Annotated in this window: 19 protein-coding genes and 1 tRNA gene; 9 read left to right on the top strand and 11 right to left on the bottom strand. The window is 58.7% G+C overall.

What is annotated here, in order from left to right; genetic code table 11:
- Window positions 1–295: 295 nt before the first annotated feature.
- Together ACIGG6_RS09265 and ACIGG6_RS09260 are read left to right on the top strand one after the other, a co-directional pair.
- Entirely contained in the window at window positions 296–715 is a 420-nt protein-coding gene (locus ACIGG6_RS09265; RefSeq protein WP_399844069.1) for a hypothetical protein, read from the top strand.
- 235 nt (window positions 716–950) lie between these two features.
- Window positions 951–1,166, top strand: coding sequence for a hypothetical protein (locus tag ACIGG6_RS09260; RefSeq protein ID WP_253501442.1), 216 nt, complete (start codon window positions 951–953; stop codon window positions 1,164–1,166).
- A gap of 44 nt (window positions 1,167–1,210) precedes the next feature.
- On the opposite strand, the gene ACIGG6_RS09255 is transcribed toward ACIGG6_RS09260, so the two are convergent.
- The 5 genes from ACIGG6_RS09255 to ACIGG6_RS09235 all read right to left on the bottom strand — a co-directional run bounded on the left by ACIGG6_RS09255 (window position 1,211) and on the right by ACIGG6_RS09235 (window position 7,248).
- On the bottom strand, window positions 1,211–2,614 hold the full coding sequence (locus tag ACIGG6_RS09255) for a sigma-54-dependent transcriptional regulator (RefSeq protein WP_399844067.1): 1,404 nt from the start codon (window positions 2,612–2,614) through the stop codon (window positions 1,211–1,213).
- A gap of 11 nt (window positions 2,615–2,625) precedes the next feature.
- Window positions 2,626–4,071: a sensor histidine kinase gene (locus ACIGG6_RS09250; RefSeq protein ID WP_399844065.1), complete on the bottom strand. Its 1,446-nt coding sequence runs from the start codon at window positions 4,069–4,071 to the stop codon at window positions 2,626–2,628.
- Window positions 4,072–4,096: 25 nt separating this feature from the next.
- Window positions 4,097–5,257 (bottom strand): PQQ-dependent sugar dehydrogenase, encoded by a 1,161-nt coding sequence (locus ACIGG6_RS09245; RefSeq protein ID WP_399844149.1) that lies wholly within the window; start codon window positions 5,255–5,257, stop codon window positions 4,097–4,099.
- A gap of 122 nt (window positions 5,258–5,379) precedes the next feature.
- Window positions 5,380–6,255: an AEC family transporter gene (locus tag ACIGG6_RS09240; RefSeq protein ID WP_289099950.1), complete on the bottom strand. Its 876-nt coding sequence runs from the start codon at window positions 6,253–6,255 to the stop codon at window positions 5,380–5,382.
- A 69-nt stretch (window positions 6,256–6,324) separates the two neighbouring features.
- The gene (locus ACIGG6_RS09235) at window positions 6,325–7,248 is read right to left on the bottom strand and encodes a LysR family transcriptional regulator (protein WP_399844062.1); all 924 of its coding nucleotides are present in this window, start codon (window positions 7,246–7,248) and stop codon (window positions 6,325–6,327) included.
- Window positions 7,249–7,438: 190 nt separating this feature from the next.
- On the opposite strand from ACIGG6_RS09235, the gene ACIGG6_RS09230 reads away from it, so the two are divergent.
- On the top strand, window positions 7,439–9,397 hold the full coding sequence (locus ACIGG6_RS09230) for a ligand-gated channel protein (protein WP_399844060.1): 1,959 nt from the start codon (window positions 7,439–7,441) through the stop codon (window positions 9,395–9,397).
- Between the two features lie 51 nt (window positions 9,398–9,448).
- Here the strand turns inward: ACIGG6_RS09230 and ACIGG6_RS09225 are convergent, their stop codons facing one another.
- The 4 genes from ACIGG6_RS09225 to ACIGG6_RS09210 all read right to left on the bottom strand — a co-directional run bounded on the left by ACIGG6_RS09225 (window position 9,449) and on the right by ACIGG6_RS09210 (window position 15,554).
- Window positions 9,449–9,859 carry an efflux RND transporter permease subunit gene (locus tag ACIGG6_RS09225; RefSeq protein ID WP_399844058.1) on the bottom strand — a complete coding sequence of 137 codons (411 nt, stop codon included), beginning with the start codon at window positions 9,857–9,859 and terminating at the stop codon, window positions 9,449–9,451.
- Between the two features lie 6 nt (window positions 9,860–9,865).
- Window positions 9,866–12,109, bottom strand: coding sequence for an efflux RND transporter permease subunit (locus ACIGG6_RS09220; RefSeq protein ID WP_399844057.1), 2,244 nt, complete (start codon window positions 12,107–12,109; stop codon window positions 9,866–9,868).
- On the bottom strand, window positions 12,109–13,191 hold the full coding sequence (locus tag ACIGG6_RS09215) for an efflux RND transporter periplasmic adaptor subunit (RefSeq protein WP_399844055.1): 1,083 nt from the start codon (window positions 13,189–13,191) through the stop codon (window positions 12,109–12,111). Before ACIGG6_RS09215 ends, ACIGG6_RS09220 begins: the two co-directional genes overlap by 1 nt.
- A gap of 230 nt (window positions 13,192–13,421) precedes the next feature.
- Window positions 13,422–15,554, bottom strand: a complete 2,133-nt coding sequence (locus tag ACIGG6_RS09210) for a TonB-dependent receptor domain-containing protein (protein ID WP_399844053.1) — start codon at window positions 15,552–15,554, stop codon at window positions 13,422–13,424.
- Window positions 15,555–15,844: 290 nt separating this feature from the next.
- On the opposite strand from ACIGG6_RS09210, the gene ACIGG6_RS09205 reads away from it, so the two are divergent.
- From ACIGG6_RS09205 to ACIGG6_RS09185, 5 genes are all read left to right on the top strand, one after another.
- A complete protein-coding gene (locus ACIGG6_RS09205; protein ID WP_399844051.1) occupies window positions 15,845–16,780 on the top strand; it encodes an ABC transporter substrate-binding protein in 936 nt (311 codons plus the stop codon).
- A 62-nt stretch (window positions 16,781–16,842) separates the two neighbouring features.
- Window positions 16,843–17,811: a FecCD family ABC transporter permease gene (locus ACIGG6_RS09200; protein ID WP_399844147.1), complete on the top strand. Its 969-nt coding sequence runs from the start codon at window positions 16,843–16,845 to the stop codon at window positions 17,809–17,811.
- 26 nt (window positions 17,812–17,837) lie between these two features.
- Window positions 17,838–18,968 carry a FecCD family ABC transporter permease gene (locus ACIGG6_RS09195; protein WP_399844049.1) on the top strand — a complete coding sequence of 377 codons (1,131 nt, stop codon included), beginning with the start codon at window positions 17,838–17,840 and terminating at the stop codon, window positions 18,966–18,968.
- Window positions 18,965–19,765, top strand: a complete 801-nt coding sequence (locus tag ACIGG6_RS09190) for an ABC transporter ATP-binding protein (RefSeq protein WP_399844048.1) — start codon at window positions 18,965–18,967, stop codon at window positions 19,763–19,765. Before ACIGG6_RS09195 ends, ACIGG6_RS09190 begins: the two co-directional genes overlap by 4 nt.
- 107 nt (window positions 19,766–19,872) lie before the next feature.
- Window positions 19,873–21,648, top strand: a complete 1,776-nt coding sequence (locus ACIGG6_RS09185; RefSeq protein ID WP_399844145.1) for an ABC transporter ATP-binding protein — start codon at window positions 19,873–19,875, stop codon at window positions 21,646–21,648.
- Window positions 21,649–21,674: 26 nt separating this feature from the next.
- On the opposite strand, the gene ACIGG6_RS09180 is transcribed toward ACIGG6_RS09185, so the two are convergent.
- Window positions 21,675–22,250 (bottom strand): hypothetical protein, encoded by a 576-nt coding sequence (locus ACIGG6_RS09180; RefSeq protein ID WP_044629537.1) that lies wholly within the window; start codon window positions 22,248–22,250, stop codon window positions 21,675–21,677.
- Window positions 22,251–22,388: 138 nt separating this feature from the next.
- Between ACIGG6_RS09180 and ACIGG6_RS09175 the strand changes: the two genes are divergently transcribed.
- Window positions 22,389–22,465, top strand: a tRNA-Ile gene (locus tag ACIGG6_RS09175).
- 39 nt (window positions 22,466–22,504) lie between these two features.
- Here the strand turns inward: ACIGG6_RS09175 and ACIGG6_RS09170 are convergent.
- Complete coding sequence (locus ACIGG6_RS09170) at window positions 22,505–23,503, bottom strand: tyrosine-type recombinase/integrase (protein ID WP_399844046.1); 999 nt, start codon at window positions 23,501–23,503, stop codon at window positions 22,505–22,507.
- Between the last annotated feature and the right edge of the window lie 55 nt (window positions 23,504–23,558).

Genomic DNA, 23,558 nt, shown 5'->3' with positions numbered 1-23,558 from the left:
CAAGCAGCGACACAAAACGGTTCATAAGTAGAAGATTAGGTTATGTTTAATAAATTATTAAAAATTATTATACATAAATGGGCGGGATGTGTCACAACGCTCCCGCCAGCCAGGCCATATTACGCCACATGTGCCATTTTGAACCCCCGCCCATGACCCTATCATGACATTGTTGAGCTGTTTCGATTTTATATTAAGCTTTTGTTTTTAGATGATTAAAATATTTTTTGGCAACATTGGCATGATCTGTGAAGGTGTCTTGGTAAGCAATACAGATGAAAATGGAGGTAACCTTATGGATAAGCAAGCTAGCCAGATGAATAAGCGTCCACGTATTTTGACGCTCTGCATGTTAGCGGCAACCGTTGGTACCTTGGCTCTTGCGGGCTGCGGTAACGGTGAAGAGAAAATGCCCCCAGCACAGCAGCCTGAAACTGAAACTATGGAGCAGGATGCGACGAACTCAACGGGTCAAGCTCCGACGGCTGAGAATGAGCCTGAGATGGCTGATGAGCCAATGAGCAGTGACCCAGGTTTGGGTGAAGATTCAGCGACCGCTCAAGAGCCGATGACAAATGGGTCGCAAACAGAGGCTGACCCTGAAGAGAATCCTGGGTTTGGTGAAGGCACCGACCCGATGCCCGGTGCAGATGAGTCCGCCGCAGAGGACGCCACCAGTGGCAATGAAGATGACGAGATGACTAACGGCCAATAGCCGTCGACGCTCCCTACGATGGTAAGCCGACCCAGCTGTCTGTTCCCTGCGGCTGCTCCACACGGTTTATCATCCTTTCGCCCCCGCGCCCGCGGGGGCTTTTTTTGCTCACCAAATCTTTCTAACCAAAGTAGTGGTACTTGTTTTTGCAAGTTGGCGGGCAGCCGCTAAGGTTAGGTAAGCAGGCGTCATCATGGCGCGCTGCGATAGCCCATTATCAAGGAAGGAGAACGACATGATGTCACGATTAAACAATACGCGGTGGATGGCACTGCTGTTTAGTGCACTATTGATGGCAGGTGTACTGTCTGGCTGTGGTGATGCAGAATCGCCCACCACGGAGTCTGAGGAGCTACAACCCGATGAGCCCCAAGAGCCAATGGACACCGGGCCAATGTCAAATGACGGGCAGGCTACCCGAGAAGCGCCCGGCGATGGCGTAACGGATTAAATGCAAGGGCTGCCGGTCGCTCAACGGCGACCGGCACAATGCTGTTACTCTTCACTATCTTCCAAGCGGCGGTAAAGTGTGCGACGCGCAATGCCTAGCACCTCAGCCGTGCGTCGTTTGTTACCTCCCGTTGCCTCCAGCACCTTACGGATATAGCGTTTTTCTACCTCTTCTAGGCTTGGCCAACGGGCAGGCGCCGGGGCAGGAATCTGCGTGCCGGGTAGCACCTCGCCGCTTAGCGTTGGGGTGCTGTCGGCACTGCTTTTTTGCTGGCTAGACTGTTCGCGCAGGCGCTCAGGTAAATCCTGATGCTGCAGTACGCCCGCTTCGCTGAGCGTTACCGCGCGCATAATTGCGTTTTCCAGCTCACGCACATTACCAGGGTAGGTGTAGTTCAGCAGGCTATTGAGCGCCTCTGGCTCGATCTGTTCGATCTGTTTGCCTTGGGCTTCTGCGTGCTTATCAATCAGTGCGAACACCAAGTGTTCGATATCCGTGCCGCGCTCGCGTAGCGGTGGAATGCGCAGTGAGAATGTCTCTAAGCGGTAGAACAAGTCACTGCGAAAGTTCTCCTGCTCAATCTCTTTTTCCAGGTGGCGGTGGGTTGCGGCAATAATGCGTACATCTACTGGTTCCTCACGCTCGCCGCCTACCGGGCGAACGGTTTTCTCTTGCAGGGCGCGTAGTAGCTTGGCCTGCAGATTGATCGGCATTTCGCCAATCTCATCGAGAAACAGGCTGCCGCCCTGGGCGCTGTGAAACAGGCCTTTACGGGCCTCGTTAGCGCCGGTAAAGGCGCCTTTCACGTGGCCAAAAAATTCGCTCTCCATCAAGTCGGCAGGAATGCTGGCGCAGTTAACGGGAACGAAAGGCGCATCGTGGCGGCTACTCTCTTGGTGAATGGCGCGGGCCAGCAACTCTTTACCCGTGCCGCTTTCGCCCAGGATCAAAATAGGCGCATCGCTTTTCGCTAATCGAGAAGCATCGTGAAACAGCGACTGCATCGCATGGCTTTTACCCACAATACCGTGGAAGTGACTGAGTTCAGTATCATGGGAAAGGGACAAACGCTGTCGCTCCAGTACGCGAAAAACGGCTTCGCGGATGGCATCTAAATCAAGAGGCTTGGTCAAAAAATCGTCCGCGCCCAGTTTGAGAGCTTCTACCGCCTGGTCAATCGTGCCAAACGCGGTGATCACAATAATGCCTAGCTCGCTGCCACTCTGGCGTAGCTGCTGAAGTAGTTGAATACCGGTCATGCCGGGTAGCCGTACATCGGTAATCATCATGGCCACCGGCGTGTGGCTCAGCAGGGCAATGGCCTCTTCTGCGCTGGGGACACCCAATGTGTCGTAGCCCGCGTCGTTGAGCTCTTCCTCTAATAACTCACGTATAGCGGCGTCATCTTCCACCACCAATAACGGTAAAAGGTGTTCCTGATGGGTCACAAACGTCGTCCTCAAGCGGATGCGGTTTCACTAAGGGGAAGCGTAATTTCAAATCCAGCGCCGCCAAGCGCGCTGTCAAATACGCCAATCGTCCCGCCGTGGTCGTTAATAATGCGGTGCACCATCGATAGTCCCAAGCCGCTGCCCTGGCCCACCGGCTTGGTGGTGAAAAAGGGGTCGAACACTTGATGATGATGCGAAGTCGGTATGCCTGGCCCGTTGTCTTCGACCCATACCGTAAGCTCGTCGCTGTGCGCCTGGGCGCGAACACGAATATGGCTAACGTCCGGGGCTTGGGCGGCGTTGCGTAATAAGTTGGTCAGCACCTGCACAATTTGTTGACCGTTAACTAATAAATGGGGGGGAGGGGACGGAAGATCAATATCCAGATAGATATTTCGTGGTTCCAGCTCCTCCTCGACTAGCTCGCTGGCACTAATGATAAGCTGGTCAAGGGCTTGGTGTCCTTTCTCCACGTTATGTTGTCGGCCTAATTCCATCAGTTGGCGGACAATTTCGACGATTCGCTCTACCTCGCCGCGAATCCGGCCAAGCCTAGCACGCTCGTCGTCGCCAATCGTATCCCTGCGGGCCAACCGCTGGGCCTGGCCGTTGATGACTGTCAGCGGTGCGCCAATTTCGTGGGCCACCCCGGCGGCCAGCACGCCAAGCTCTGCCAGCTTTTTCGATTTGCGCAGGCGTTTTTCCAGCTCGATTTCTCGCCGCTGGCGAGCATCGATATCACGATCTTTTTCGGCCATGGCGTCCAGCATGCCGTTCAGGCCCGACGCTAAACGGCGATACTCCGTCGGGCCGTCTACTGTGGCCCGTTGGCTGCGGTCGCCATCTTCCACTAGCAGCATGACGCGCAACAGACGGTTTAGCGGCCGCTCGATATAGTGGCGAAACCCCCACCAAATGCTAAACACAATGCCTGCCGCGCCAATCACGAAGACCAGCACGGCCACAATGCTGATAAACCCGGTGTAATTCTCAATGCCGGTATTGAGTCGGTTGACCTGCAGCACCCCTTGCACAGTGCCATCTTGGGTACGTAGCGGCGTGAGAGCAGAGTAGTAGGTCCAACCTTCCTGTTGTCGGTAGCTGCTGTGCAGGTCGTCGCGCTCGATGACCTGCTGAATCTCTTCTGGTGTGAACAGATCTTTACCCAGCCCAAGGCCGTATACCTCACGGCCTTGGGTATCGAATACGTAGGCCCCGTAGATGCGGTGAAACGAAAACGCCGACTGCAGCGCCTCTTCTAGCGGCGTGGCGCTGTCTCGAGCCACCGCGTAGCTCAGCGAGGTGCTGAGCGCGCGGGTGATAATCTCCACCTCGGTTTGCAGCTTGGAGCGAACGTTATCTTCCAGCGATTTAATCGCCACCAGGCTAAAGACCACCAGGATAACGAAAAGCGGCACGATGACCGTTAAGATGATGAGGTTACGTAATCGCATCGTGCTTCCTGATGGTGGCTTAACGTTAGCGCTCGCTGGGTGTTAGGCGGTAAAGGCTGCCTTGGCCGCCGTCGGTTAGCAAATAAATCGCTTCATCTGGCCCTTGGCGCACATCGCGAATACGGCCGATCTCACCTTCTAAAATCAGCTCTTCATCGGCCACTTGACCCTCTTCAAGGGTAAGGCGCAGCAGCTTTTGGCTGCCCAGACCACCCGCCAGCAGGCTTCCTTGCCAGGGCTCAAAGGCATCGCTAGTCACCTCGGCAAGACCTGAGGGGGCAAAGCGCCCATCAAAGCGATACACCGGGTCAACCATGCCAGGCTTAGATTCAACGCCTATCGGCTCGTTGGTGCTGTAGTCATTGCCTAAACTCACCTCCGGCCAGCCGTAGTTATTGCCAGGCACAATCTGATTCAGCTCATCACCCGTTCGCGGGCCGTGCTCGGTGGCCCAAGGTTCACCATTGCTGAGAACGGTCATGCCCTGAATGTTGCGATTGCCCATGGTGTAAATTTCATCCAGTGTATCGTCGTCATCCACAAAGGGATTATCGCCAGGGGCCTCTTCGGTCTCGGTGAGCCGAAGGGTAGAGCCTGCGTGGTCATCGCTGGCCTGAGCGCGAGAAGGGTCTACGCCGCGGTCTCCGATGCTCATCAGCAGCGTGCCATCTTTGAGCCATGCCAAACGGGAGCCGTAGTGTCGACCGGGAGAGGAGGCGCGATCCTGCTCGAAAAGGTGCTCAACGTCGCCTAACGAATCCCCTTTCCACTTAACGCGGGAGAGCGCTGAACGGCTGTTATCGCCCTCAGGCTTGCTCCAGGTAAAGTAGATCCAATCGTGCTCGCCATCGCCAAACTCAGGGTGCAGCGCCACATCCAGCAGGCCACCTTGGCCGTTCTGGCTCACTTGGGGCATGCCTTCAAGCACTTGCGTTTGCCCGTCAGAGTCAACGAGATTTAACTCACCGCTGCGCTCGCTCACCAAGTAGCGACCATCGGGAAGAAACGCCACCGCCCACGGGTTCGCAAAGCCATCGGCCACACGCTCAATGGTAATCGCGAAGTGGTCGGTTTCCAGGGCATAATGAACCACCTCTGCCTGGGCAGTGCTGGCAAGCAGCAGCCCCACCAGGGAAGGAGCCACCCAGCGTTTAGCCTGTAAACGCAGTGAACGGCGTGGAGTCATCAGGGGGCCGACATATCGATTGGGCATAGCGTGTCGAGTTGGCATCGAGTGTCCTCTGTTAGCGCTGGATCAGAGTCTAAGTCTAGCAGTGACTGCCGTAAGCGGGCGGGGGTTCCCCGGCGCTACATCAACAGTGCCAACAGTACCGGTAAATAGATCAGCGCCATGAGCGTTGAGCAGAAGACTAAACTGGCCACATAAGCGGGTTCGCGCCGGGCGCGCTGGGCAAACAGATAGTTGAATACCGCCACGGGCATGCACATTTGCACCACCAAAATGCTCTGCGCCAGCGGCGGTAAGCCAAGCCAACCAGAAATAAACCAAGCGGCAGCGGCGGCCAGAGGGATACGGATCAAGCTAAAGCCAACCCCTGAGCGTAAGCTTTTCACCTGAATACTAGCGAGCGACACACCGAGGGTGATGAGCATCAGCGGTACTGTGAACCCAGACATTAAATCAACGGTGTTGGCCATCCATAGCGGGAGCGGCGTGTCGGTCAACAGCAGGGTCATGGAAATTAAGATGGCATAAACCGTAGGGGTTTTAATCAGCGTTTTAATCGGGCTTCCGCTACTGCTGAGCACGGCTCCTAAGGTGAACTGAAACAGCGATACCGTCACCATCACCGTAATACCGTAAGCAAAACCTGCGCTGCCGAAAGCGTAAAGCACGACAGGCAGCCCCATATTGCCCGTGTTGGGATACATCATCGGCGCGATCAGTACCCGCCAATCTCGACGCAGCAGTTTGGCCACGGCAAAGCTGGCTGCCCCCATGCTGATAATGACCAGCGCGGTGGCCAGCATCATCTGCCCAAAGGTGCCGGCATCAATGTTGGCACCAGAGAGCGACGCCAGTACCAGCGCAGGGGTACCAATGTTGAATACCAAACGCGTAATAAAATCGACGGGGTAGGGTTGCCCTAAGCGTACCCATAAAAAACCCAGCCCGGCACCGGCCAGCACTGGCGCCATGACGGCGAAGAGTTCAGCGAGCATTAACGTTCCTTGACGATCATCGGCTGCCTATTGTCAGTAATTAGGCGGCTAACTGGCAAGGCGAATGTCTTAGGTGGCATGAGTGGCCTCGGGAAGCGTTTGCCACGCAGCAGGTACTTGCTCGCGGAGAAACTCAAGCAGCGCATTTACCCGGCGGGAGTGGTGCCCGTAAGCGTAAAGCAGCGTGATGGGGAGCGGGGCAGGCTCCCAGCCCGGCAAACAGTTCACCAAATCGCCAGGGTGATGGCACTCACGCTTCTCGACCACCCAGTGGGGCAGCAGGCCAATGCCCTGGCCATAGGCAATGGCATCAATGTGTAGCACCGTCAGATCCACCCGCAGCCGTGAACGGGGCGCATCAAACAGGTAGTCAGAATGCTCGGCATGATGCAGCAGCAGGCCGCTAGAGGCGGTATCCAACAGGTCAATCCACGCATGTGAAGCGAGTTCGCTGGGGTGGTGCGGCGTGCCCGCGCGGGCTAAATAGTTGGGGCTGGCATATAAGCCACGAGTGAGGTGCCCCAGGCGCTCTTGGTTCAAGCCACACTCATGGGTAGCGCCTAGCCAGATATGCACGCTATTGCTGTGCATTTTACTAGGCGGCGTTTCCCGGGTGTGCAAGGTTAGCTCGACCTTGGGGTAGCGGGTTAAAAACGCATCCATCACCCCCGCCATCCAGCCTCGGGCCAGCGCACCGTGTACCTCCAGCGTCACTTTACCGCTGATCTCCTCGCGAAGTTCTGCTAGCGCCTCTTGGCTATGGGCGGCCATGGCCAGCAGTTCGGTGCAGTAACTTTGAAATAACAGACCGGCTTCGGTGGGGATAAGACGGTTGGCTTGTCGGCGCAGCAGCGGCTGGTTCAGCCGGGCTTCTAGCTGACTAATGCGCCGGCTTAACGTGGATTTAGCAAGCCCGAGCTTCTGTGCGCTGCGCGTCAGGCTGCCGGTGGTCATCACATCGGCAAAGGCGGCGAGTTCATCAAAATCGTACATAGTCGGGGCCACTGGGGGAACGAGGTCACGCCATTGTGCCACTTAATTGTTTGAATGAAAATAATTGCCATTTGTGTTCCGGTTGGTTGAACGCACCGTCCCGCCTCTTTGTGCAAAGAGTATGCAAAAATACAAATGCTAATAATTCGTATTTAAGTATAAGTGCTCTTTCAATTCAAAGGAACCCGCTATGTCTTTACGTTTGCGCCGTACGCTGCTGGCCAGCGCTATCTCATCTCTCGCCTGCGGGGCAGTTGCGGCTCAAGAAACGCCTCAGCTCAACGATATCGTGGTCACCGCTTCTGGCTTTGAGCAGCAAATTAGCAGTGCGCCCGCCTCAATCAGCGTCATCTCCCGCGAAGAGCTGGAGCGTGGTCACTATCAAAACGTCACCGATGCGCTGCGCGACGTACCGGGCGTGGTCGTCACTGGTGGCGGGCGTGGCGATAACGGCAACGATATTTCCATTCGGGGTATGCCCTCCCAATACACGCTGATTCTGGTGGATGGCCGCCCACAAAACTCCCGCGAATCACGACCCAACGGCAGCGCAGGCTTCGAACAGGATTGGCTGCCGCCGCTGCAAGCCATCGAGCGTATCGAGGTGGTGCGCGGGCCGATGTCGACCCTATACGGCTCCGATGCCATCGGCGGGGTGATCAATGTGATTACCCGCAAAGTGGCGGATAGCTGGCACGGCAATATCCAGCTTGATACCGTGCTGCAGGAAGACAGCGCCTCCGGCGACAGCCGCCAAGCCAACTTCTACCTAAGCGGGCCGCTGGTGGCGGATCGTTTAGGCCTGCAGCTGTATGGCCGCACCTCAGAACGCGACGAAGACGATATTGAAAACGGCTACGAAGAGAAGAGCTTGCAAAGCCTGACCGCACGGCTAAGCCTGGCCGCCAGCGATAACCACGACTTTACTGCAGAAGCGGGGATCACCGAGCAGGATCGCCGCTCGCTGGTTGGGCGCTCGGCGCCTGCGGAAGGGTGCCGTGGCGGCTGCACCGACAGTATCGGTGAATACACCAATAGCCATGTAGCGCTGACCCATAGCGGCCGCTTCGACTGGGGCACCAGCGAAACCTTCGTACAGCGTGAGCGCAGCGAAAACCAAGCGCGGGATATCGAGATTACCAACACCACCGCGAAAACCAGCGCAGTGATTCCCTTGGGTATGCACATGCTCACCGTCGGCGCGAGCTGGGAAGAGGAGTCGCTGGAGGATGGCACCACCAACCAAATCTCCGACCGTACGGCGGTTGAAAACAGCCAGTGGGCGCTGTTTATGGAAGATGAGTGGATGCTGACAGACGCCTGGGCACTGACCGGCGGGCTGCGCCTGGACGATGACGACAACTATGGCAGCCACCTCAGCCCGCGCCTTTACAGCGTATGGAACATGACACCTGAATGGACGCTGAAAGGCGGTGTATCCACCGGCTACCGTTCCCCCAACCTGCGGGAAATTACCCCGGACTGGGGGCAAATCAGCCGTGGCGGTAACGTATACGGCAACCCGGATCTCGAGCCGGAAACCTCGCTCAACAAAGAGATCGCCTTGCTGTACGGTAACGACGCAGGCCTGAACGGCAGCCTCACGCTGTTCCATAACGATTTCGAGGACAAAATTACCCGTATCGCCTGCCCCATCGATATTTGCAATGCAGGCCCGAACCAGTTCGGCAGTGACCCCACGTACCGCGTCAATATCGACGATGCAGTGACCCAAGGGGTCGAGGCCAGCCTAGGCGCACCGCTGACCGACACGCTAGCGCTAACCGCCAGCTACACCTTTACCGATTCCGAACAGAAAAGCGGCGAGTACGCTGGCGAGCCGCTGACCCAGCTGCCTCGCCATCAGGTCTCGGCCACGCTGGATTGGGACGTGAACGCACGGCTTAGCCAGTGGACCAAAGTGAGCTACCGGGGTGAAGAGAGCCAGCCCACCACCGGGCCGTCGCAAAGCGCGATTGTCGCGCCGTCCTACACCTTCGTGGATGCGGGTATTGGCTATCAGCTCAACAACAGCGCCACGTTGAACGCCGGTATCTACAACCTGTTTGATGAGCGCATCACCTACGACGAGTATGGCTATGTGGATGACGGCCGCCGGGTGTGGCTGGGCCTGAACGTCGCTTTCTAAACATCCTGTCAGTAGGCAATAGACGCGGCCGCCGATGGGTGGCCGCGTTTTTTATGCCCGCGAGCGGGCTGAACGACGCTCGGTGATCTTGAGTACGCTGATCATCAGCGCGGGAAGGAAGGTCACCGTGACCACCGCCGCACCCAACAGGCCAAACAGCACAATCGCCCCCACGCCGCGATACAGCTCGGTACCTTCGCCGGGCAAAAAGACCAGCGGCGAGAGCCCGCACAGGGTGGTCAGCGTGGTGATGGCGATGGGGCGCAGGCGGGTTTGTACTGCCTGTGATACGGCCTCCTGAACGCTGAGCGTTTTGTCATGCAGCCGCCGTCTGGCCTGGTCGACCACCAGAATGGGGTTATTCACCACCGTACCCATCAGGATTAAAAAGCCCAGCATGGTAATCATATCGAAGGGCTGGCTGAGCGGTGCAACGCCGATTAACGGCAGCAGGCTGCCCACGCCGTTCTACGCCCCTTCCCCCAGAGCAGAGACCGAAAACCCCACCGCCTCGGCAGAAATTCCCAGCTCCGCGACCCTGGCCCAGTCGGGACGAATTTGAATCAAGGGCTGGTCGAGCGACAGCGACGAAGGCTGGCTTTGAATACGCGGATTGCCAAACTGCGCCTGGGCTTCGCGGTAGAGCGTATTGGCAGCGCCGTACACCGTGGCTAAGTCCGGGCCCGCCACATCCAGGTTGATGCTTCGCGTGCCGCCATCGTTACTGGAAATAATCGAGCCTTTCGAGGCAAAGGCGCGCATGCCGGGGAAGCGCTCGTAGTAGTTAGTGAGTGCCTCCATCAATGCTTCGATATGCGAAGAGTCGACCGCTTCGGCAACAATGAAAAGCTGCGTGGGGGCCACGCGCATGTTCATGTAAGCCAGCGGCGGCACCTCGGTATCGCCCGCTAAAAAGGCATCCGGCTCCGCCTGTACATGGGGCAGAAAGTACGCTTCGACCTGCTCGGCAATGCTGGCCATCTCCTGCAGGCTGTAGCCAGGGGGCGGGCTCATGCGTGCAAAGGTTTTGGGCTCCTCGCCTTCGGGCAAGTACTCGGCGGGCGGTGTCAGGGCCAGGATTGTCCAGCCGCTGATCAGCAGCGTCAGCACTAGAATCACCCCGCGGCGTAGCGGCGTCGCAATCAGCCGCTCCAGCAGCGCGCTCAGCCGAGAAGAGCGCTCGTCGTCGGGCGCTTGAGCGTCGTCAGGTTTAGACGCGTGATGCATCGAAAAGCTAAACCGCGAGCAGAGCGAGGGCACCAGCGTGACGGCCACCAGCATGGAGGCAAATATCGCCGCCGACACCGCGATGGCCACGTCGGAGTAGAGCTGCCCGGCTTCCTCTTCGATGAAGAGAATCGGTAAGAACACCAGGATGGTAGTGGCGGTGGAGGCGAGCGTGGCGGGCCACACCTCCTGCACGCCGCGCAGTGCCGACTCAATACGGTCCAGCCCCTGGCGGCGGTAGCGCTCGATGTTCTCTAACACCACGATGCTGTTATCCACGCTCATGCCAATGGCAAAGGCAATGCCCGCCATGGAGATGACGTTGATGGTGCGGCCAGTCAGCATCAGCCCCAAAAAGGCGGCAATGGTACAAAACGGAATGCCGATGACGCCGATAAACGTGGCGCGGGCCGAGCGCAAAAACAGGTACATCACCAGGGTGGCAAAGGCAGCCCCTAGCAGCAGGTTGCTCCACACGTTGCTCACTGAGGCTTCTACGTAGCGCACGTCATCGGCCGTTAGCACAATCTCCATGCCGGCAGGGCGCAGAACGGTCTCGTTGATCGCCGCCAGTTCATCCTGCACCGCGTATTTGATGTCGATGACATTGGCGCCGCTCTCCCGGCGCAGGTCCATCCCAATCCCCGCCTCGCCGTTGTAGAACGACAGCTGATTAAGCCGCGACTGCCCTTGGCGCACGTCCGCTACATCGCCCAGCCGCACGATGCTGTCGCCCTCGCGGGCCACCACTAGCTGTGCCAGCGCCTCGGCGCTATCAAATCGGCCCAGCGTGCGCACCAGGTAACGCCGTTTTCCCGCGTCCAGCTCGCCTCCGGAGATATCCCGGTTGCGCTGGGTAATCGCTTCGCGCAGCTCCAGCAGCGAGACGCCGCGCTGGGCCAAGGCGGCGGGGTCGACCAAAATTTGCAGCTGGCGCTGGGCGCCGCCGTTCACGCCGACTTCCGAGACCCCTTCAATGCCTTCCAAGCGCGGGCGCACGCGGTCTTCGATGAAGTCGCTCATCAGCTGGATATCCAGCGCGTTGGGGTTGCCGGGCAGGGTGCCAACGTGAAAACGCAAAAACGCATCGGTGGAGAACGCGGCCGACACCACCCGAGGCTGGTCGACGTTATTGGGGTAGGAGGAGACCTGGCTTAAGGCGTTGTTCACCTGAATCAGCGCGGCGGTCATGTCCACGCTAAACGGAAACTCCAGCTCGATCTCGGCGCTGCCGCTTTCCGCTACCGCCGTCATGCGGGTGAGGTTAGGCACATTGCGCAGGTACTGCTCCTGCTCCACCAGAATCTCTTTTTCGATATCCTGGGGCGTCGCGCCCGCCCAGCGCGTTTCCACGGTAATGGTGCGCGCTTCGATATCCGGAATCATCTGCACCGGAATGCGTAGCGTTGCGGCGATGCCCAGCAGCAGGAAAATCAGCGCAATCACGGTCACCAGGGTTTGCTGGCGCAGCAGGGCAGCAAACATTATTCGCCACCCTCCGAAACGGCTTCAACGCTGACGCCTTCCACCAAGGATTCATTGCCGCGAACCACTACCTGCTCGCTGCCGGAAAGCCCGCTGGTGATTTCCACGCGCTCAGCGAAGTTGATGCCCACCTCGACTCTTTGTTCGCGTACCTGATAGGTGCCGCTGTCTTCAGGCGTGGCGACCCACACCGTGACTCGGCCATCTGGGTAACGGCTAAGCGCATCCCGGGAGACGGTGATGCCATCGCGCTCGGTGGCAGCTTTCACCACGGCGTCGACCGCATTGCCAGGGTAGAGCGGCAGCGCTTCGGGCACTTCGGCACGCAGCAAAAACGTCCGCGCGCTAGAGGCGCTGACCGGCACTAAGGTCGCGATGCGGGCTTCAGCGCTCTGCTCGCCTGCCGTGAGGGTGAGTGTAGCGTTCTCCTCCAAAGCGGTATAAAACGCTTCGGGCACCTGAAAATCAGCGCGCAGCGCGTTGAGGTTGACCAAGCGGGCGACGCTGTCTCCCGGTGTGACCCACTCGCCCAGGTTGACGCTTCGCTCGCTGACCACACCGCTGAACGGCGCGGTAAGGGTATGGCGCTCCAACAGCGCATTGAGCCGTGATTGTTCGGCGTTCAGGCGGGAAAGCGCTGCGTTGGCAACGCTTACCGCGCTGCGCCGGGCGCTCACTTCCGTAGCGGCAATGTTGCGCCCAGCCCCCACCGATTCCGCCTCTCGCAGCAGCCGCTGCGCTTCGCTAAGCGAAGCCCGGGCTTCCTCTTCTGCCGCTTGCGCCCCGGCTAGCTCAAAGCGTGCCAAATCATCATCCAGCGCCACCAGCGTGTCGCCTGCTTCGACTCGGTCGCCCGGGTTCACGTTAATCGCCGCGACCAGCCCCGCCACCGACGAGGAGAGCAGCGCATCCTCCAGGGAGTTCACCGTGCCGACCAGGTTAAGCTCTTGATAAATCGGCTCCCGGTTGACGCTCGCCAGCTCGATTCGTGGGGCAGATTGGGCCAGCGCGGTGCTGGCGAAGAGTGAGAAGACCAGTAGCAGTACAAAGGGGAGTGGGCGGGCAAGTGAAGGCACCGTCATAACAGGCTGTTTCCTAACATGAGTGAAAGGTGGTAAATGCGAAGGCGAGTAAAAGGCGCGCTGCTCATACTACCCAAGCGAGTGCGTTGACATATATTAAAACCATGAATTGTCGCTATAGAGGGAAGCTACTGCTGAGGCGATCCACAAAAAACATAAAAAAGCCCCGGTGCGTAGCCGGGGCAGCAAGTGAGCATTGAAACAGTAAGTGAAACTACATGGGCGTCTGTTTAGAACTCATAGCGAGCAGAGAGCCACAGGCGGCGACCCTCTTCGCTGTTGGCGTAAACGTTGCCGAAGCTGGTGCCATCGCCGTAGGCGCGGTAGTCGACAAAGTCTTTGTCAAATAGGTTGTAGAGGGTGGCGCTGACGTTAAATTGGTCGGTAAACGCGTAACTGCCGCCTAGGTGAAACAGCGAGTAGGCTTTGAAATCCCCCAGGTCAGCGAAGGAGGGCGCGCCCCTAACACGTTCACGGTTGCGATAACGCTCGCTGCGGTACTCGGCAGAGAGCCAAGTATCTAGCTTCGGTGTCGCCTGCCAACGCAGCGTGGCGTTCAGCGCGTGTTCGGGCGTATCAGTTAGCGGTTCGCCACGGTTATTGCCGCTTTTCTGCTCGCTATCGGTGTAGGTGTAATTAGCGGATAAGCGCCAATCGGGGGTGAATTGATAGCTGGTGGAGAGCTCAACCCCCTGAGTCACCGCTTCATCGATATTCACGTCCTGGCTATACACGCCATCCGGGATAAGCGGGTCGTTTTCAATCAGGATATCGTTGCCGCTGGCAATTTTATCGTCGAACTGGTTGTAGAACAGCGTCGCGCTGGCGGTAAAGCCTGTTTGGCTATCGTAGTGCGCGCCGATTTCGCTGCTGGTGCTGGTTTCCGGCTCAAGGTCCGGGTTGCCGATCGTCAGGATCGTGCCCTGGCCGGTTACCCCGTTAATACCCGCGTGAAGGTCATTCAGGGTCGGGGTCTTGTAGCCACGGCTCACACCGCCTTTTAATGTCCAGTTTGGTGTGGTGTTCCATACTAAATAGCTACGGGGGCTGAACTGGCTGCCAAACGCATCGTGATGGTCGTAGCGGCCGCCCAGAGTCAGTGCGAGATCATCCCGCAGCATCCATTCGTCTTCTGCAAAGAGCGACCAAGTGGTTTGCTCGAAAGTCTCATTAGCCAAGCCATCATCCAACTCCGCATCCCACCACTGGAGGCCAACGGTGGTCATGTGGTTACCCAGCGGCATAATAAACTTGCTATCCAGCACCGTATTGGTGGTTTCCAGCTTACGCGGGGCACCGCCAATAATGCTGGAGAAGCCCTCATAGGCAACACCCTCTTCACCGGGAATCGTACGGCCAGTGGTTTCCGTGGTGTTACGCATTAGGCTCGATTCCAGCGTGCCAGAGGCAAAGCGCCCAGTATGGCCGATAGCCACCTGTTCCCGCTCAAAACGTAGCTCGTCGGCATAGCCGTTTGCCACACCAGGGTTGGGCGCACAGCTGCGGGTGCGGCCATCCAGCGTGCCGAGTTGGCACTCGTCGTTGTTGTAGCGCTGGCGGTTCACTTCCCCATCCAGCCAAAGGTCGTGGCTGTCGTTAGGTGTCCAGGTCAGTTTACCGCCCAGGTTGTATACATCGCCCTCTACCGGGCTAGGGCCGCGCTGGCTTACCTCAACCGGGTTGCCGTTAGCGTCGGTGTAGATAAGCTCTGATGCATCACGTTCATACAAACGCCCGCGCAGTTGAACGCCCAGCGTGTCCTCTACCAGCGGTCCGCTGGTGTAGAGGTTGATTTCACGGCGGTCGCCAAAGTCACGATCTTCATTAAAGGTACTCTCGACGCCGACCGAGCCAACCCACTCGCGGTCTACTCGGCGGGTAATAATGTTGATCACGCCGCCCATGGCATCAGAGCCATACAGTGTCGACATCGGCCCGCGAATTACCTCAATACGTTCAATGCTGGAGACCGGCGGGAAGAAGCTGGTCGAGGTTTCACCAAAACCGTTAGGCGTGACGCTTCCAGCCGCATTTTGGCGGCGGCCATCAATCAGGATTAGCGTGTAGTCGCTGGGCATACCGCGAATGCTGATATTGCTGCCACCGGTTTTGCCCACTTGTCCGCCAACATCGACTCCTTCTACATTACGCAGTGCATCAGCCACGCTGGTAATGCGTTCGCGCTGAAGCTCTTCTCTGGAAATAACCGAGATACTCGCCGGAGCATCCACCATTGCCTGCTCAAACCCACTGGCAGAGACAACAATGTTATCCAGTTGCGCTGATTCTTGCGCATTAGCCACCGAGGCAGTAACGCTCAGCGCGATGGCACTGGCGAGGGCGGTGCGAGTAAAGCGTGGCATGGCGATCCCCTGATATGAGTCTTGTTTGCTAATGAAACTAATTATCAAATGAGTTGCGGATTCTAAGAAGAAAAGTTCCCACTTGCGAGATGGTTTTATCGAACATAGTGTTGCTATTAATGGAACGGTGACGGGTAGGGAGCGCTTGCCTATAAAAGTTTGCTAGACCGCTAACTAATATGGGCAGCCTAACGTTGCAGTAACTGCAACACCGCATTCGATGTAATAGGAGTGCAAGTGTTTTTGAGAATCGTTACTATTGAATTAACGGTTAATCAGGAGAGGCTCACATGCGACACACGTTACTGCAGCGCGGTTTACTCGGGATGGTGATGGGCGGCTTGCTGGTGGGCACCGCCCAAGCGCGCACGCTGGAGACGGCTTACGGCGACGTTGAGGTTGTTGATCACCCGGAGCGTGTAGTCACCCTATATGAGGGCGCGCTGGATGCCGCGCTGGCGGCGGGCGTGACCCCGGTAGGGGCGGTCACCACCCGTGGCGGCGACAACGTGGCGGAATACGTGACCGACTACCTCAGCGCGAACGAGCTACAACACCCTGAGATTGTGGGCGTCGTGCGGGAAATTAATATTGAAGCAGTGCTGGCCCAGCAGCCGGACCTGATTCTAGCCGCAGCACAGCTGCCGGAGGAGCAGTACCAGCTTTTGTCACAAATCGCCCCTACCGTAGTGCCCCACACGCAACCACTGGCGGCCGATAACTGGGAAGCTGAAGCGCGCCTGTTCGGCCAGGCTTTGAACCAGGAAGAGGCCATTGAAGAAGCGATCAGCGCCGTCGATCAGCGGGTCGACGCTATGTCAGACGCAGTAGCTGACGCCGACGTGGGCAGCAACGCCTATCTGGTGCGCTGGATGCCCGGCGGCCCGATGGTGATGTCGGAAAATCTGATTGCCACCGGCCTGTTAGAGCGCGTCGGCCTGGATGTGCAAGGCGGCGAGCTGATCGGTGAGCGGGGCGTGCATAGCGACGTATTAAGCCTTGAAAACCTCTCTCAGGTAGACGGCGATTGGCTGTTCTTGGCCACGCTGAACGACGACGGCCAAGCCGCACTGGAGAGCGCCAAACAGAGCGCCGCCTTCAACCGCTTAAACGTTGTGCAAAATGAGCGGGTAGTGCCAGTGAATGGCCAGCTCTGGAGCAGTGCCAACGGCCCGCTGGCGGCCCAGGTGATTCTGGATGACATCGAGAACGCCCTGTTGCCGTGACGAGTGCCGTGAATCGTTTTTCTCACCTCGCGAGCGGCAGGCGCTGTTCGCCACGTACCTGGATGCTGCTTCTGCTCACCGCCCTTGTGGTGGTGAGCGTCGTTAGTTTATTGATAGGCGCAGGCAGCATTGGCCCCCGCCAGGTGCTGGGCTTGCTGCAGGGCGCGGATAATCACGAGGCGCGCTTTATTGTGTGGGAGCTGCGCGCCCCCCGCACGCTGATCGGCATTGCCGTTGGCGTGGCGCTAGGCGTGGCGGGGGCGCTGCTACAAGCCGTTTCCCGCAACCCGCTGGCCGAGCCGGGCTTGTTGGGCGTGAGCGCTGGCGCTGCGTTTGCTGTTTCCCTGGCGCTGGTGTTAGGGGCCAGCGCGGCCACTTTACGCATTCCCGTGGCACAGCTAGGCGCGCTGATCGGCTGCGTATGCGTACTCAGCGTGGCGCGGCTGCGCGGTGTGGGGAATGACCCGGTGCGCTTAGTGTTAGCGGGGGCCGCGTTTTCGGGGCTGCTCGGTTCGCTCAGCGCTCTGATGCTGCTCTACGACCAGCGCGCCGCCGATGAGATTCGCTTTTGGGTGGTGGGCAGCTTGGCCGGTAGGCGGCTAGACGATTTATGGGCTGTGCTGCCCAGCCTGCTGGTAGCAGGAGTGGGCGTTGTATTGATTGCCCGGCCGCTGGCCGCGCTGTCGCTAGGGGAGCGGGCCGCCAGCGGTTTAGGGCACCGCCCTGGGCTGATTCGCTGGCTGGCGGTGGGCTGTGTGGCGCTATTGGTCGGCGCGGCCACCGCCATTGCCGGGCCGATTGCGTTTGTGGGGCTGGTAGTGCCTTTTGTGGCGCGGGCCATCGCCGGGCCGGATATTCGCCGCACGCTCTGGTTCTGCCTGCCCGTTGGCCCGCTGATCGTACTCACCGCCGATATTATCTCCCGTGTCGTCGTCGCCCCCTCCGAGCTGCCCTTGGGCGTACTCACCGCGCTATGCGGCGCGCCGGTGCTGATTGCGGTGGTGCGGGCCAAGCGCCTGCCGATGCTCTAACGCACTCTCTTTGGTTATCTGATGCTATGAAAATGACGGCAAAACAGTCGCTCAGCGGTGTGGCACTGCCCCGCACATCCACCGCTTATCAAGAAGAGTCGAGCGCCCACGCGGTGGCTGCCCCGCAGGGCTACTGGCGCGCTGCGCTGCCCCGTTATGGGGTGAGCGTGCTGCTGGAAAAGCGCGCCGTGGCGGTCAATGTCGGGTTGAGTGCCGCGCTAATCACTGCCTGCGTGCTCTATTTAAGCCTGGGCAGCGTGACGCTTTCCCCCAATGCGGTGGTGGCTTCCTTGCTGGGGCAGGGCGATAGAATGACCGAGTTTATGGTGCAGCAGCTGCGCCTGCCGCGCCTGATCGCTGCCTGTTTCACTGGAGCTGCGTTTGCGCTGGCCGGGGTATTAATGCAAACCCTGGCCCGTAACCGCTTGGCGACCCCCGGCATTATCGGCATCGATAACGGTGCCACCGCCTTTGCGGTGGCCTCGATTGTTGGGTTAGGCGTAGGGATTGCCCCGCCTGCCATGGCGCTGGCGGGGGCGACCACCGCCGCCGTGCTCACCTTTGGCCTAGCGGCGGGCAGCGGCACCCAGGGCTACCGCTTTATTGTGGCGGGCATTGGCGTGGGCGCTGTTTTTGGCGCGGTCACGCAGCTGATGTTGGCGCGGGTAGCGATTGATACCGCCAACGCCGCCTACCCCTGGACCGTTGGTTCCCTCAATGCCCGCCCGGCAAGCGCGGTACAGCTATTGGGTATTGGCTTGGCGCTTGGGCTGGTGGCCGCGCTGGCGCTGTCCCGCTCGCTCACGCTGATGCGCTTTAAGGATGCCATCGCCAGTGGCTTAGGCACCGCTGTGAAAGTGCGGCGGCTGCAGGTGCTGTTACTGTCAGTAGTGCTCACCGCGCTGGCCGTTGCCGTGGCAGGGCCGGTGGGCTTGGTGGCGCTGATCGGCCCTGAAATCGCCCGCTCGCTCTCCAGCGCCCGCCATGCTCCCATTCTAGCCGCCACGCTGGCGGGTGCCCTGGTGATGGTGCTGGCCGATTTAGCGGGCCGCACGCTGTTTGCCCCTATCGAGATCCCCGTGGGGATTGTTACCGCCGTAGTGGGTGGCCCCTGGCTACTCTGGATACTAATGCGTCCGCAACGGAGCCGCCCATGAACACATTACCTACGCTTTCCACCGATGCGCTCAGCATGAGCTACGGCCAGCGCCAAGTGATTCACGAACTCGGCGTCAGCCTGCCCAGCGGGCAGGTAACCGCCATTGTTGGCCCCAACGGCTGCGGTAAATCCACGCTGCTTTCTGGGCTTGCCCGCTTGCATAAACCCGACAGCGGTGCCGTGCTGCTCAACGGCCACGACATCGCCCAGATGCCCGCCCGCCAACTTGCCACCAAGCTGGCACTACTGCCGCAAGAGGCGGTCGCTCCGGAAGGGCTGACCGTAACTGAGTTAATTCGCTTTGGCCGCCAGCCCCACCAGGGCTGGCTGCGCCAGTGGTCGGCGGAAGATCAACAGGTGGTGCACTACGCCCTGGCCGCTGCCGGGCTTGAAGCGCTTGCCGACCGGCCTTTGGAAGCGCTTTCCGGCGGCCAACGCCAGCGCGCCTGGATCGCCATGACCATCGCTCAGCAAACGCCACTTTTACTACTCGACGAGCCCACCTCCGCGTTAGACTTAGGCCACCAAATAGAGGTATTCGAGCTGGTGCGCGACCTGGCCTGCCACGGCCGCACCGTGGTGATGGTGCTGCACGACCTAGCCAGCGCCTGCCGCTACGCCGACCACCTGATTGCCATGCGCGACGGGCAGATTGTTTCCCAGGGCGCGCCCGCTGAGGTGGTGACGCCTGCACTGGTGCGGGAGCTGTATCAGGTGGAGTGCACGCTGCTGCTCGATCCCGATACCGGCAGCCCTTTGCTCGCCAACGTGCGGCGGGCGAGCCAACCCGCGTAACGTGTTGAAGGTTAACCACCCTAGATAACAACGTAAAAGGAATTGATGTGGCTTCTTCCCTGACCCGCGCTGACAAAGCGTCCGTCAATCAAAGCTTTCACGCCTTAATGCGCCTGCTGCGCTACGCCAAAGGCTATCGGCGGCAGATTATCACCGCCACGATTTGCTCGATTATCAACAAGCTGTTCGATATCGCCCCGGAAATTCTGATTGGCGTGGCGATCGATGTGGTGGTGAACCAGGAAAACAGCTTTGTGGCGCGGCTGGGGTTTGAATCGCCTCAAGAGCAGATCACCATTTTGGCGGTGCTCACCTTCTTTATTTGGGCGGGGGAGTCGCTGTTTGAGTACCTGTTCCAGATTCTCTGGCGCAACCTGGCCCAGCGGCTGCAAGCGGATATGCGCCAAGACACCTATGAGCACGCCCAGCGCCTCGATATGGCGTTTTTCGAATCGAAAAGCTCCGGCCAGCTAGTGGCCACCATGAACGATGACGTCAACCAGCTAGAGCGCTTTCTGGATGGCGGTGCTAACGCGCTGATTCAAGTAGTGGTCACGGTGGTGGCCGTAGGCGCGGTGTTCTTCGTGCTTTCTCCGCTCATCGCGCTGCTAGCATTCACGCCCATTCCGCTGATCATTTGGGGCGCGTTTTTCTTCCAGCGTAAAGCCGGGCCGCTGTATAGCGACGTGCGCGAAAAAGTAGGCGACCTTGCCAGCCGTCTCTCCAATAACCTCAGCGGCATCGCCACGATTAAAAGCTTCACCAGCGAATCGCGGGAAGCAGAGCGGCTGCGGGAGGCCAGCGAAGCCTATGTAGAAGCCAACCGCCGCGCGATTAAAGTCAGTTCTGCGTTTATTCCGGTCATCCGCATGGCGATTCTGGCGGGCTTTCTCGCCACCTTTACCGTCGGCGGCATGATGGCGCTGAACGGCAGCCTCAACGTGGGCGCGTATGGCGTGCTGGTGTTCCTCACCCAGCGCCTGCTGTGGCCGCTCACCGGCCTTGCCCAAGTGATCGACCTGTTCGAGCGCGCCATGGCCAGCACCAAACGGATTCTAGATTTGCTCGAAGTACCGATTACCGTGAAGGACGACAGCACCACGCCTTTAACCTCCCCCGTAAAAGGCGACGTGCGTTTCGAGGCGGTGAGCTTTCAATATGAAGCCAGCCAGGTGGGCGTGAACGGTGTGAATCTACACGTGCCCGCTGGCAATACGCTGGCGCTGGTGGGGGCCACCGGCTCGGGTAAATCGACGCTGATCAAACTGCTGCTGCGCTTTTACGACCCCGCCAGTGGCCGTGTGCGGGTAGATGGCCAGCCCATCACCGACGTCAGCATGCACTCACTTCGACAGGCGATTGGTCTAGTGAGCCAGGATGTGTATCTGTTCGAAGGCAGTATTCGCGACAACATCGCCTACGGCCAACCGGATGCCGAGGATGCCGCGATTATCGATGCCGCCAAAACCGCCGAAGCCTGGAGCTTTATCGAAACGCTGCCCCAAGGGCTGGATACGCCGGTAGGCGAGCGGGGCGTGCGCCTTTCTGGCGGCCAACGCCAGCGGCTGTCACTAGCGCGGGCGCTGTTAAAAGACCCGCCAATTCTGGTGCTGGATGAAGCCACCAGTGCGGTGGATAACGAAACCGAAGCGGCCATTCAGCGCTCGCTAAAGCGCATCGCCCACGGCCGAACGGTGATTATGATTGCCCACCGGCTTTCCACCATTGTGCACGCCGATGAGATTGTGGTGATTGAAAAAGGCCAAGTGGCCGAGCGCGGCACCCATGCCAGCCTGCTAGACGCTGACGGCCATTATGCCGCCCAATGGCGGGTACAAACCGGTGCCGCCCAAGCAGGCGACGTTGAAGCGCTTAGCCACTAGGCGCTCATCAGTGGCTAAGCCAAGCGTTAGCGGTTCACCAGCAGCGCATTTAGCGTGACGGGCACATGCTCATCGATCTGCTGGTAGCCCAACATCGACAGCACGGTACGCACCGTGCTGTTGGCCATCAGCGCGTTGCCATCCAGCGCCATGGGTTCGGCGTGGGTCACGCGCACCTCGTTTAACCCCTCGCGGGTAAAGCGCAGCGGCACCGCCTCTTCTTGGTTAATCAGGTCGGTTTGCACCCGAAAGGTGAGGGTTTCTACCATCGACTCGCCAATATCCAAGCCGTCTAACCGCTCCGGCGGCATTTGCGCCACCAGCGTGACCAGCGTGGTATTCGCCAGCAAGCCCACCCACGGCGGCAGTTCCCCAAAGCGATTGAGCAGATCGGTTTGGCTCAAGCGCAGCGGCAGGCGCAGCGTGCCATCGGCAGCAATATCGCCCTGTAAATTATTCACCTGATGGTGATGAGTTTGCGGGGCCTCGCCATCCAGTTGGGTAATCGACGCCTGCACCTGGGATTGGCCAGGATCAAGCTGCCAATCCGCCTGCACCGGCAGCGCCAACAGCAGCGGGAAAAGAGCCATCAAAGCTTTCAAAGCGATTCTCCATAGAAGCATTCACCACCAGACCCCAGCGCCGGTAATTAGTGCCGAAAAAATGCCGACTTCGCCTTAAGATAGCGCACCAAGGGGTAGCCTCGCCCCCCCACATTCGCTATTATATGCACGCTTTTCGGGCCTATAGCTCAGTTGGTTAGAGCAGGGGACTCATAATCCCTTGGTCGTAGGTTCAAGTCCTACTGGGCCCACCAATGAAATCAATTGGTTACAGAGATTAGAGCTTCTTTTTGTCAGTGCTTGGTTGTCATTTGGTTGCCAATGCGCGGCAATCTGGCAATAACACTATCCCATCGTGTCGGATCAGCGTGAGCATACCGGCTGGTCACTGTCAGCGATGAATGCCCCAGCAAATCCCTGATACTCGTTAGTGATTCTCCTTTGCTGACCAGTAACGATGCGTAGCAGTGCCGCAAATCGTGAAAACGTAGGTCTGGACGCCCAATAGCTTCGCGAGCCCTTTCAAACGCGCTCCTGACTCTATCGCCCGTCGTCTCAAACGGTAAGCTACTAAGTAGCGGTATCGCCTCCTCGGATAGGGGAATGACCCTCGGCCTACCGTTCTTCGTTTGGTGTGGCTTGAGCACAATCCGTCCGTTGTAAACGTTGTTCGGCTCCAGGGCCATAAGCTCGCCACGCCTCATCCCTGTCAGCATAGCGAGTAATACTACTTTTCGTTCAACCTCATACCGTGCGGGAACAGCTTCGAGTAGCTCAGCAAGTTCCAGCTCTGAGAGGAAGACGTGGCGATCATTTTTTGGCGATGGCTTTCGCAATTTCCCGTCAAGTGGCAAGTCAATCCAATCCCATTCGCGGTACGATAGCGATAGCACTCGCTTGACGACCTGAATGCGATTGTTGATGGTCGACTGTGCTAATCCCTTCTCTTTCAGGGCTTTCTGCATCCTGCGCGCCGCATCTAGCAATTCCTGGCCGATGATGACGTTTGGAGCATGCTCATCCATCCATCTGGCGACCAGCAGGATGTGCTGCTTCTGAGAGCGAACGTCATATTCGCTGACCATTCGCTGCAAACCCTCCGAAAAAGTGCGTTTGGGCTTGCGGCCCATTACTCCATTGAACTCATCTTCTTGGCGTTGGGCCTCTGCCTTTAGTGCGTATTGCCTCGCTTCTCCTTCTGTTTGAAAAGTTCGCTGAGTACGCTGGCCGTTGACCCTGGCGCGGACGATCCACGTACCTCGATCTTTCCTTTGTGAGACTTTGTATCCCATTGACGATCCTCCTTTAATTGAGGATCGCGCCTGCATCCTCTAGCGTACTCTGTAA

Origin of the sequence: Vreelandella lionensis (assembly GCF_044543515.1) — a bacterium.
Taxonomy (GTDB): Bacteria; Pseudomonadota; Gammaproteobacteria; order Pseudomonadales; family Halomonadaceae; genus Vreelandella; species Vreelandella lionensis.
The sequence above is the reverse complement of the archived record's forward strand: the minus strand, read 5'-3'. Positions and strand labels throughout refer to the sequence as shown.

Coding starts and splice junctions, on each gene's coding strand:
- ACIGG6_RS09265 (WP_399844069.1), top strand. CDS start 296: ATGGATAAGCAAGCTAGCCAGATGAATAAGCGTCCACGTATTTTGACG.
- ACIGG6_RS09260 (WP_253501442.1), top strand. CDS start 951: ATGATGTCACGATTAAACAATACGCGGTGGATGGCACTGCTGTTTAGT.
- ACIGG6_RS09250 (WP_399844065.1), bottom strand. CDS start 4,071: ATGCGATTACGTAACCTCATCATCTTAACGGTCATCGTGCCGCTTTTC.
- ACIGG6_RS09245 (WP_399844149.1), bottom strand. CDS start 5,257: ATGACTCCACGCCGTTCACTGCGTTTACAGGCTAAACGCTGGGTGGCT.
- ACIGG6_RS09240 (WP_289099950.1), bottom strand. CDS start 6,255: ATGCTCGCTGAACTCTTCGCCGTCATGGCGCCAGTGCTGGCCGGTGCC.
- ACIGG6_RS09235 (WP_399844062.1), bottom strand. CDS start 7,248: ATGTACGATTTTGATGAACTCGCCGCCTTTGCCGATGTGATGACCACC.
- ACIGG6_RS09230 (WP_399844060.1), top strand. CDS start 7,439: ATGTCTTTACGTTTGCGCCGTACGCTGCTGGCCAGCGCTATCTCATCT.
- ACIGG6_RS09220 (WP_399844057.1), bottom strand. CDS start 12,109: ATGTTTGCTGCCCTGCTGCGCCAGCAAACCCTGGTGACCGTGATTGCG.
- ACIGG6_RS09215 (WP_399844055.1), bottom strand. CDS start 13,191: ATGACGGTGCCTTCACTTGCCCGCCCACTCCCCTTTGTACTGCTACTG.
- ACIGG6_RS09210 (WP_399844053.1), bottom strand. CDS start 15,554: ATGCCACGCTTTACTCGCACCGCCCTCGCCAGTGCCATCGCGCTGAGC.
- ACIGG6_RS09205 (WP_399844051.1), top strand. CDS start 15,845: ATGCGACACACGTTACTGCAGCGCGGTTTACTCGGGATGGTGATGGGC.
- ACIGG6_RS09200 (WP_399844147.1), top strand. CDS start 16,843: ATGCTGCTTCTGCTCACCGCCCTTGTGGTGGTGAGCGTCGTTAGTTTA.
- ACIGG6_RS09195 (WP_399844049.1), top strand. CDS start 17,838: ATGAAAATGACGGCAAAACAGTCGCTCAGCGGTGTGGCACTGCCCCGC.
- ACIGG6_RS09190 (WP_399844048.1), top strand. CDS start 18,965: ATGAACACATTACCTACGCTTTCCACCGATGCGCTCAGCATGAGCTAC.
- ACIGG6_RS09185 (WP_399844145.1), top strand. CDS start 19,873: ATGCGCCTGCTGCGCTACGCCAAAGGCTATCGGCGGCAGATTATCACC.
- ACIGG6_RS09170 (WP_399844046.1), bottom strand. CDS start 23,503: ATGGGATACAAAGTCTCACAAAGGAAAGATCGAGGTACGTGGATCGTC.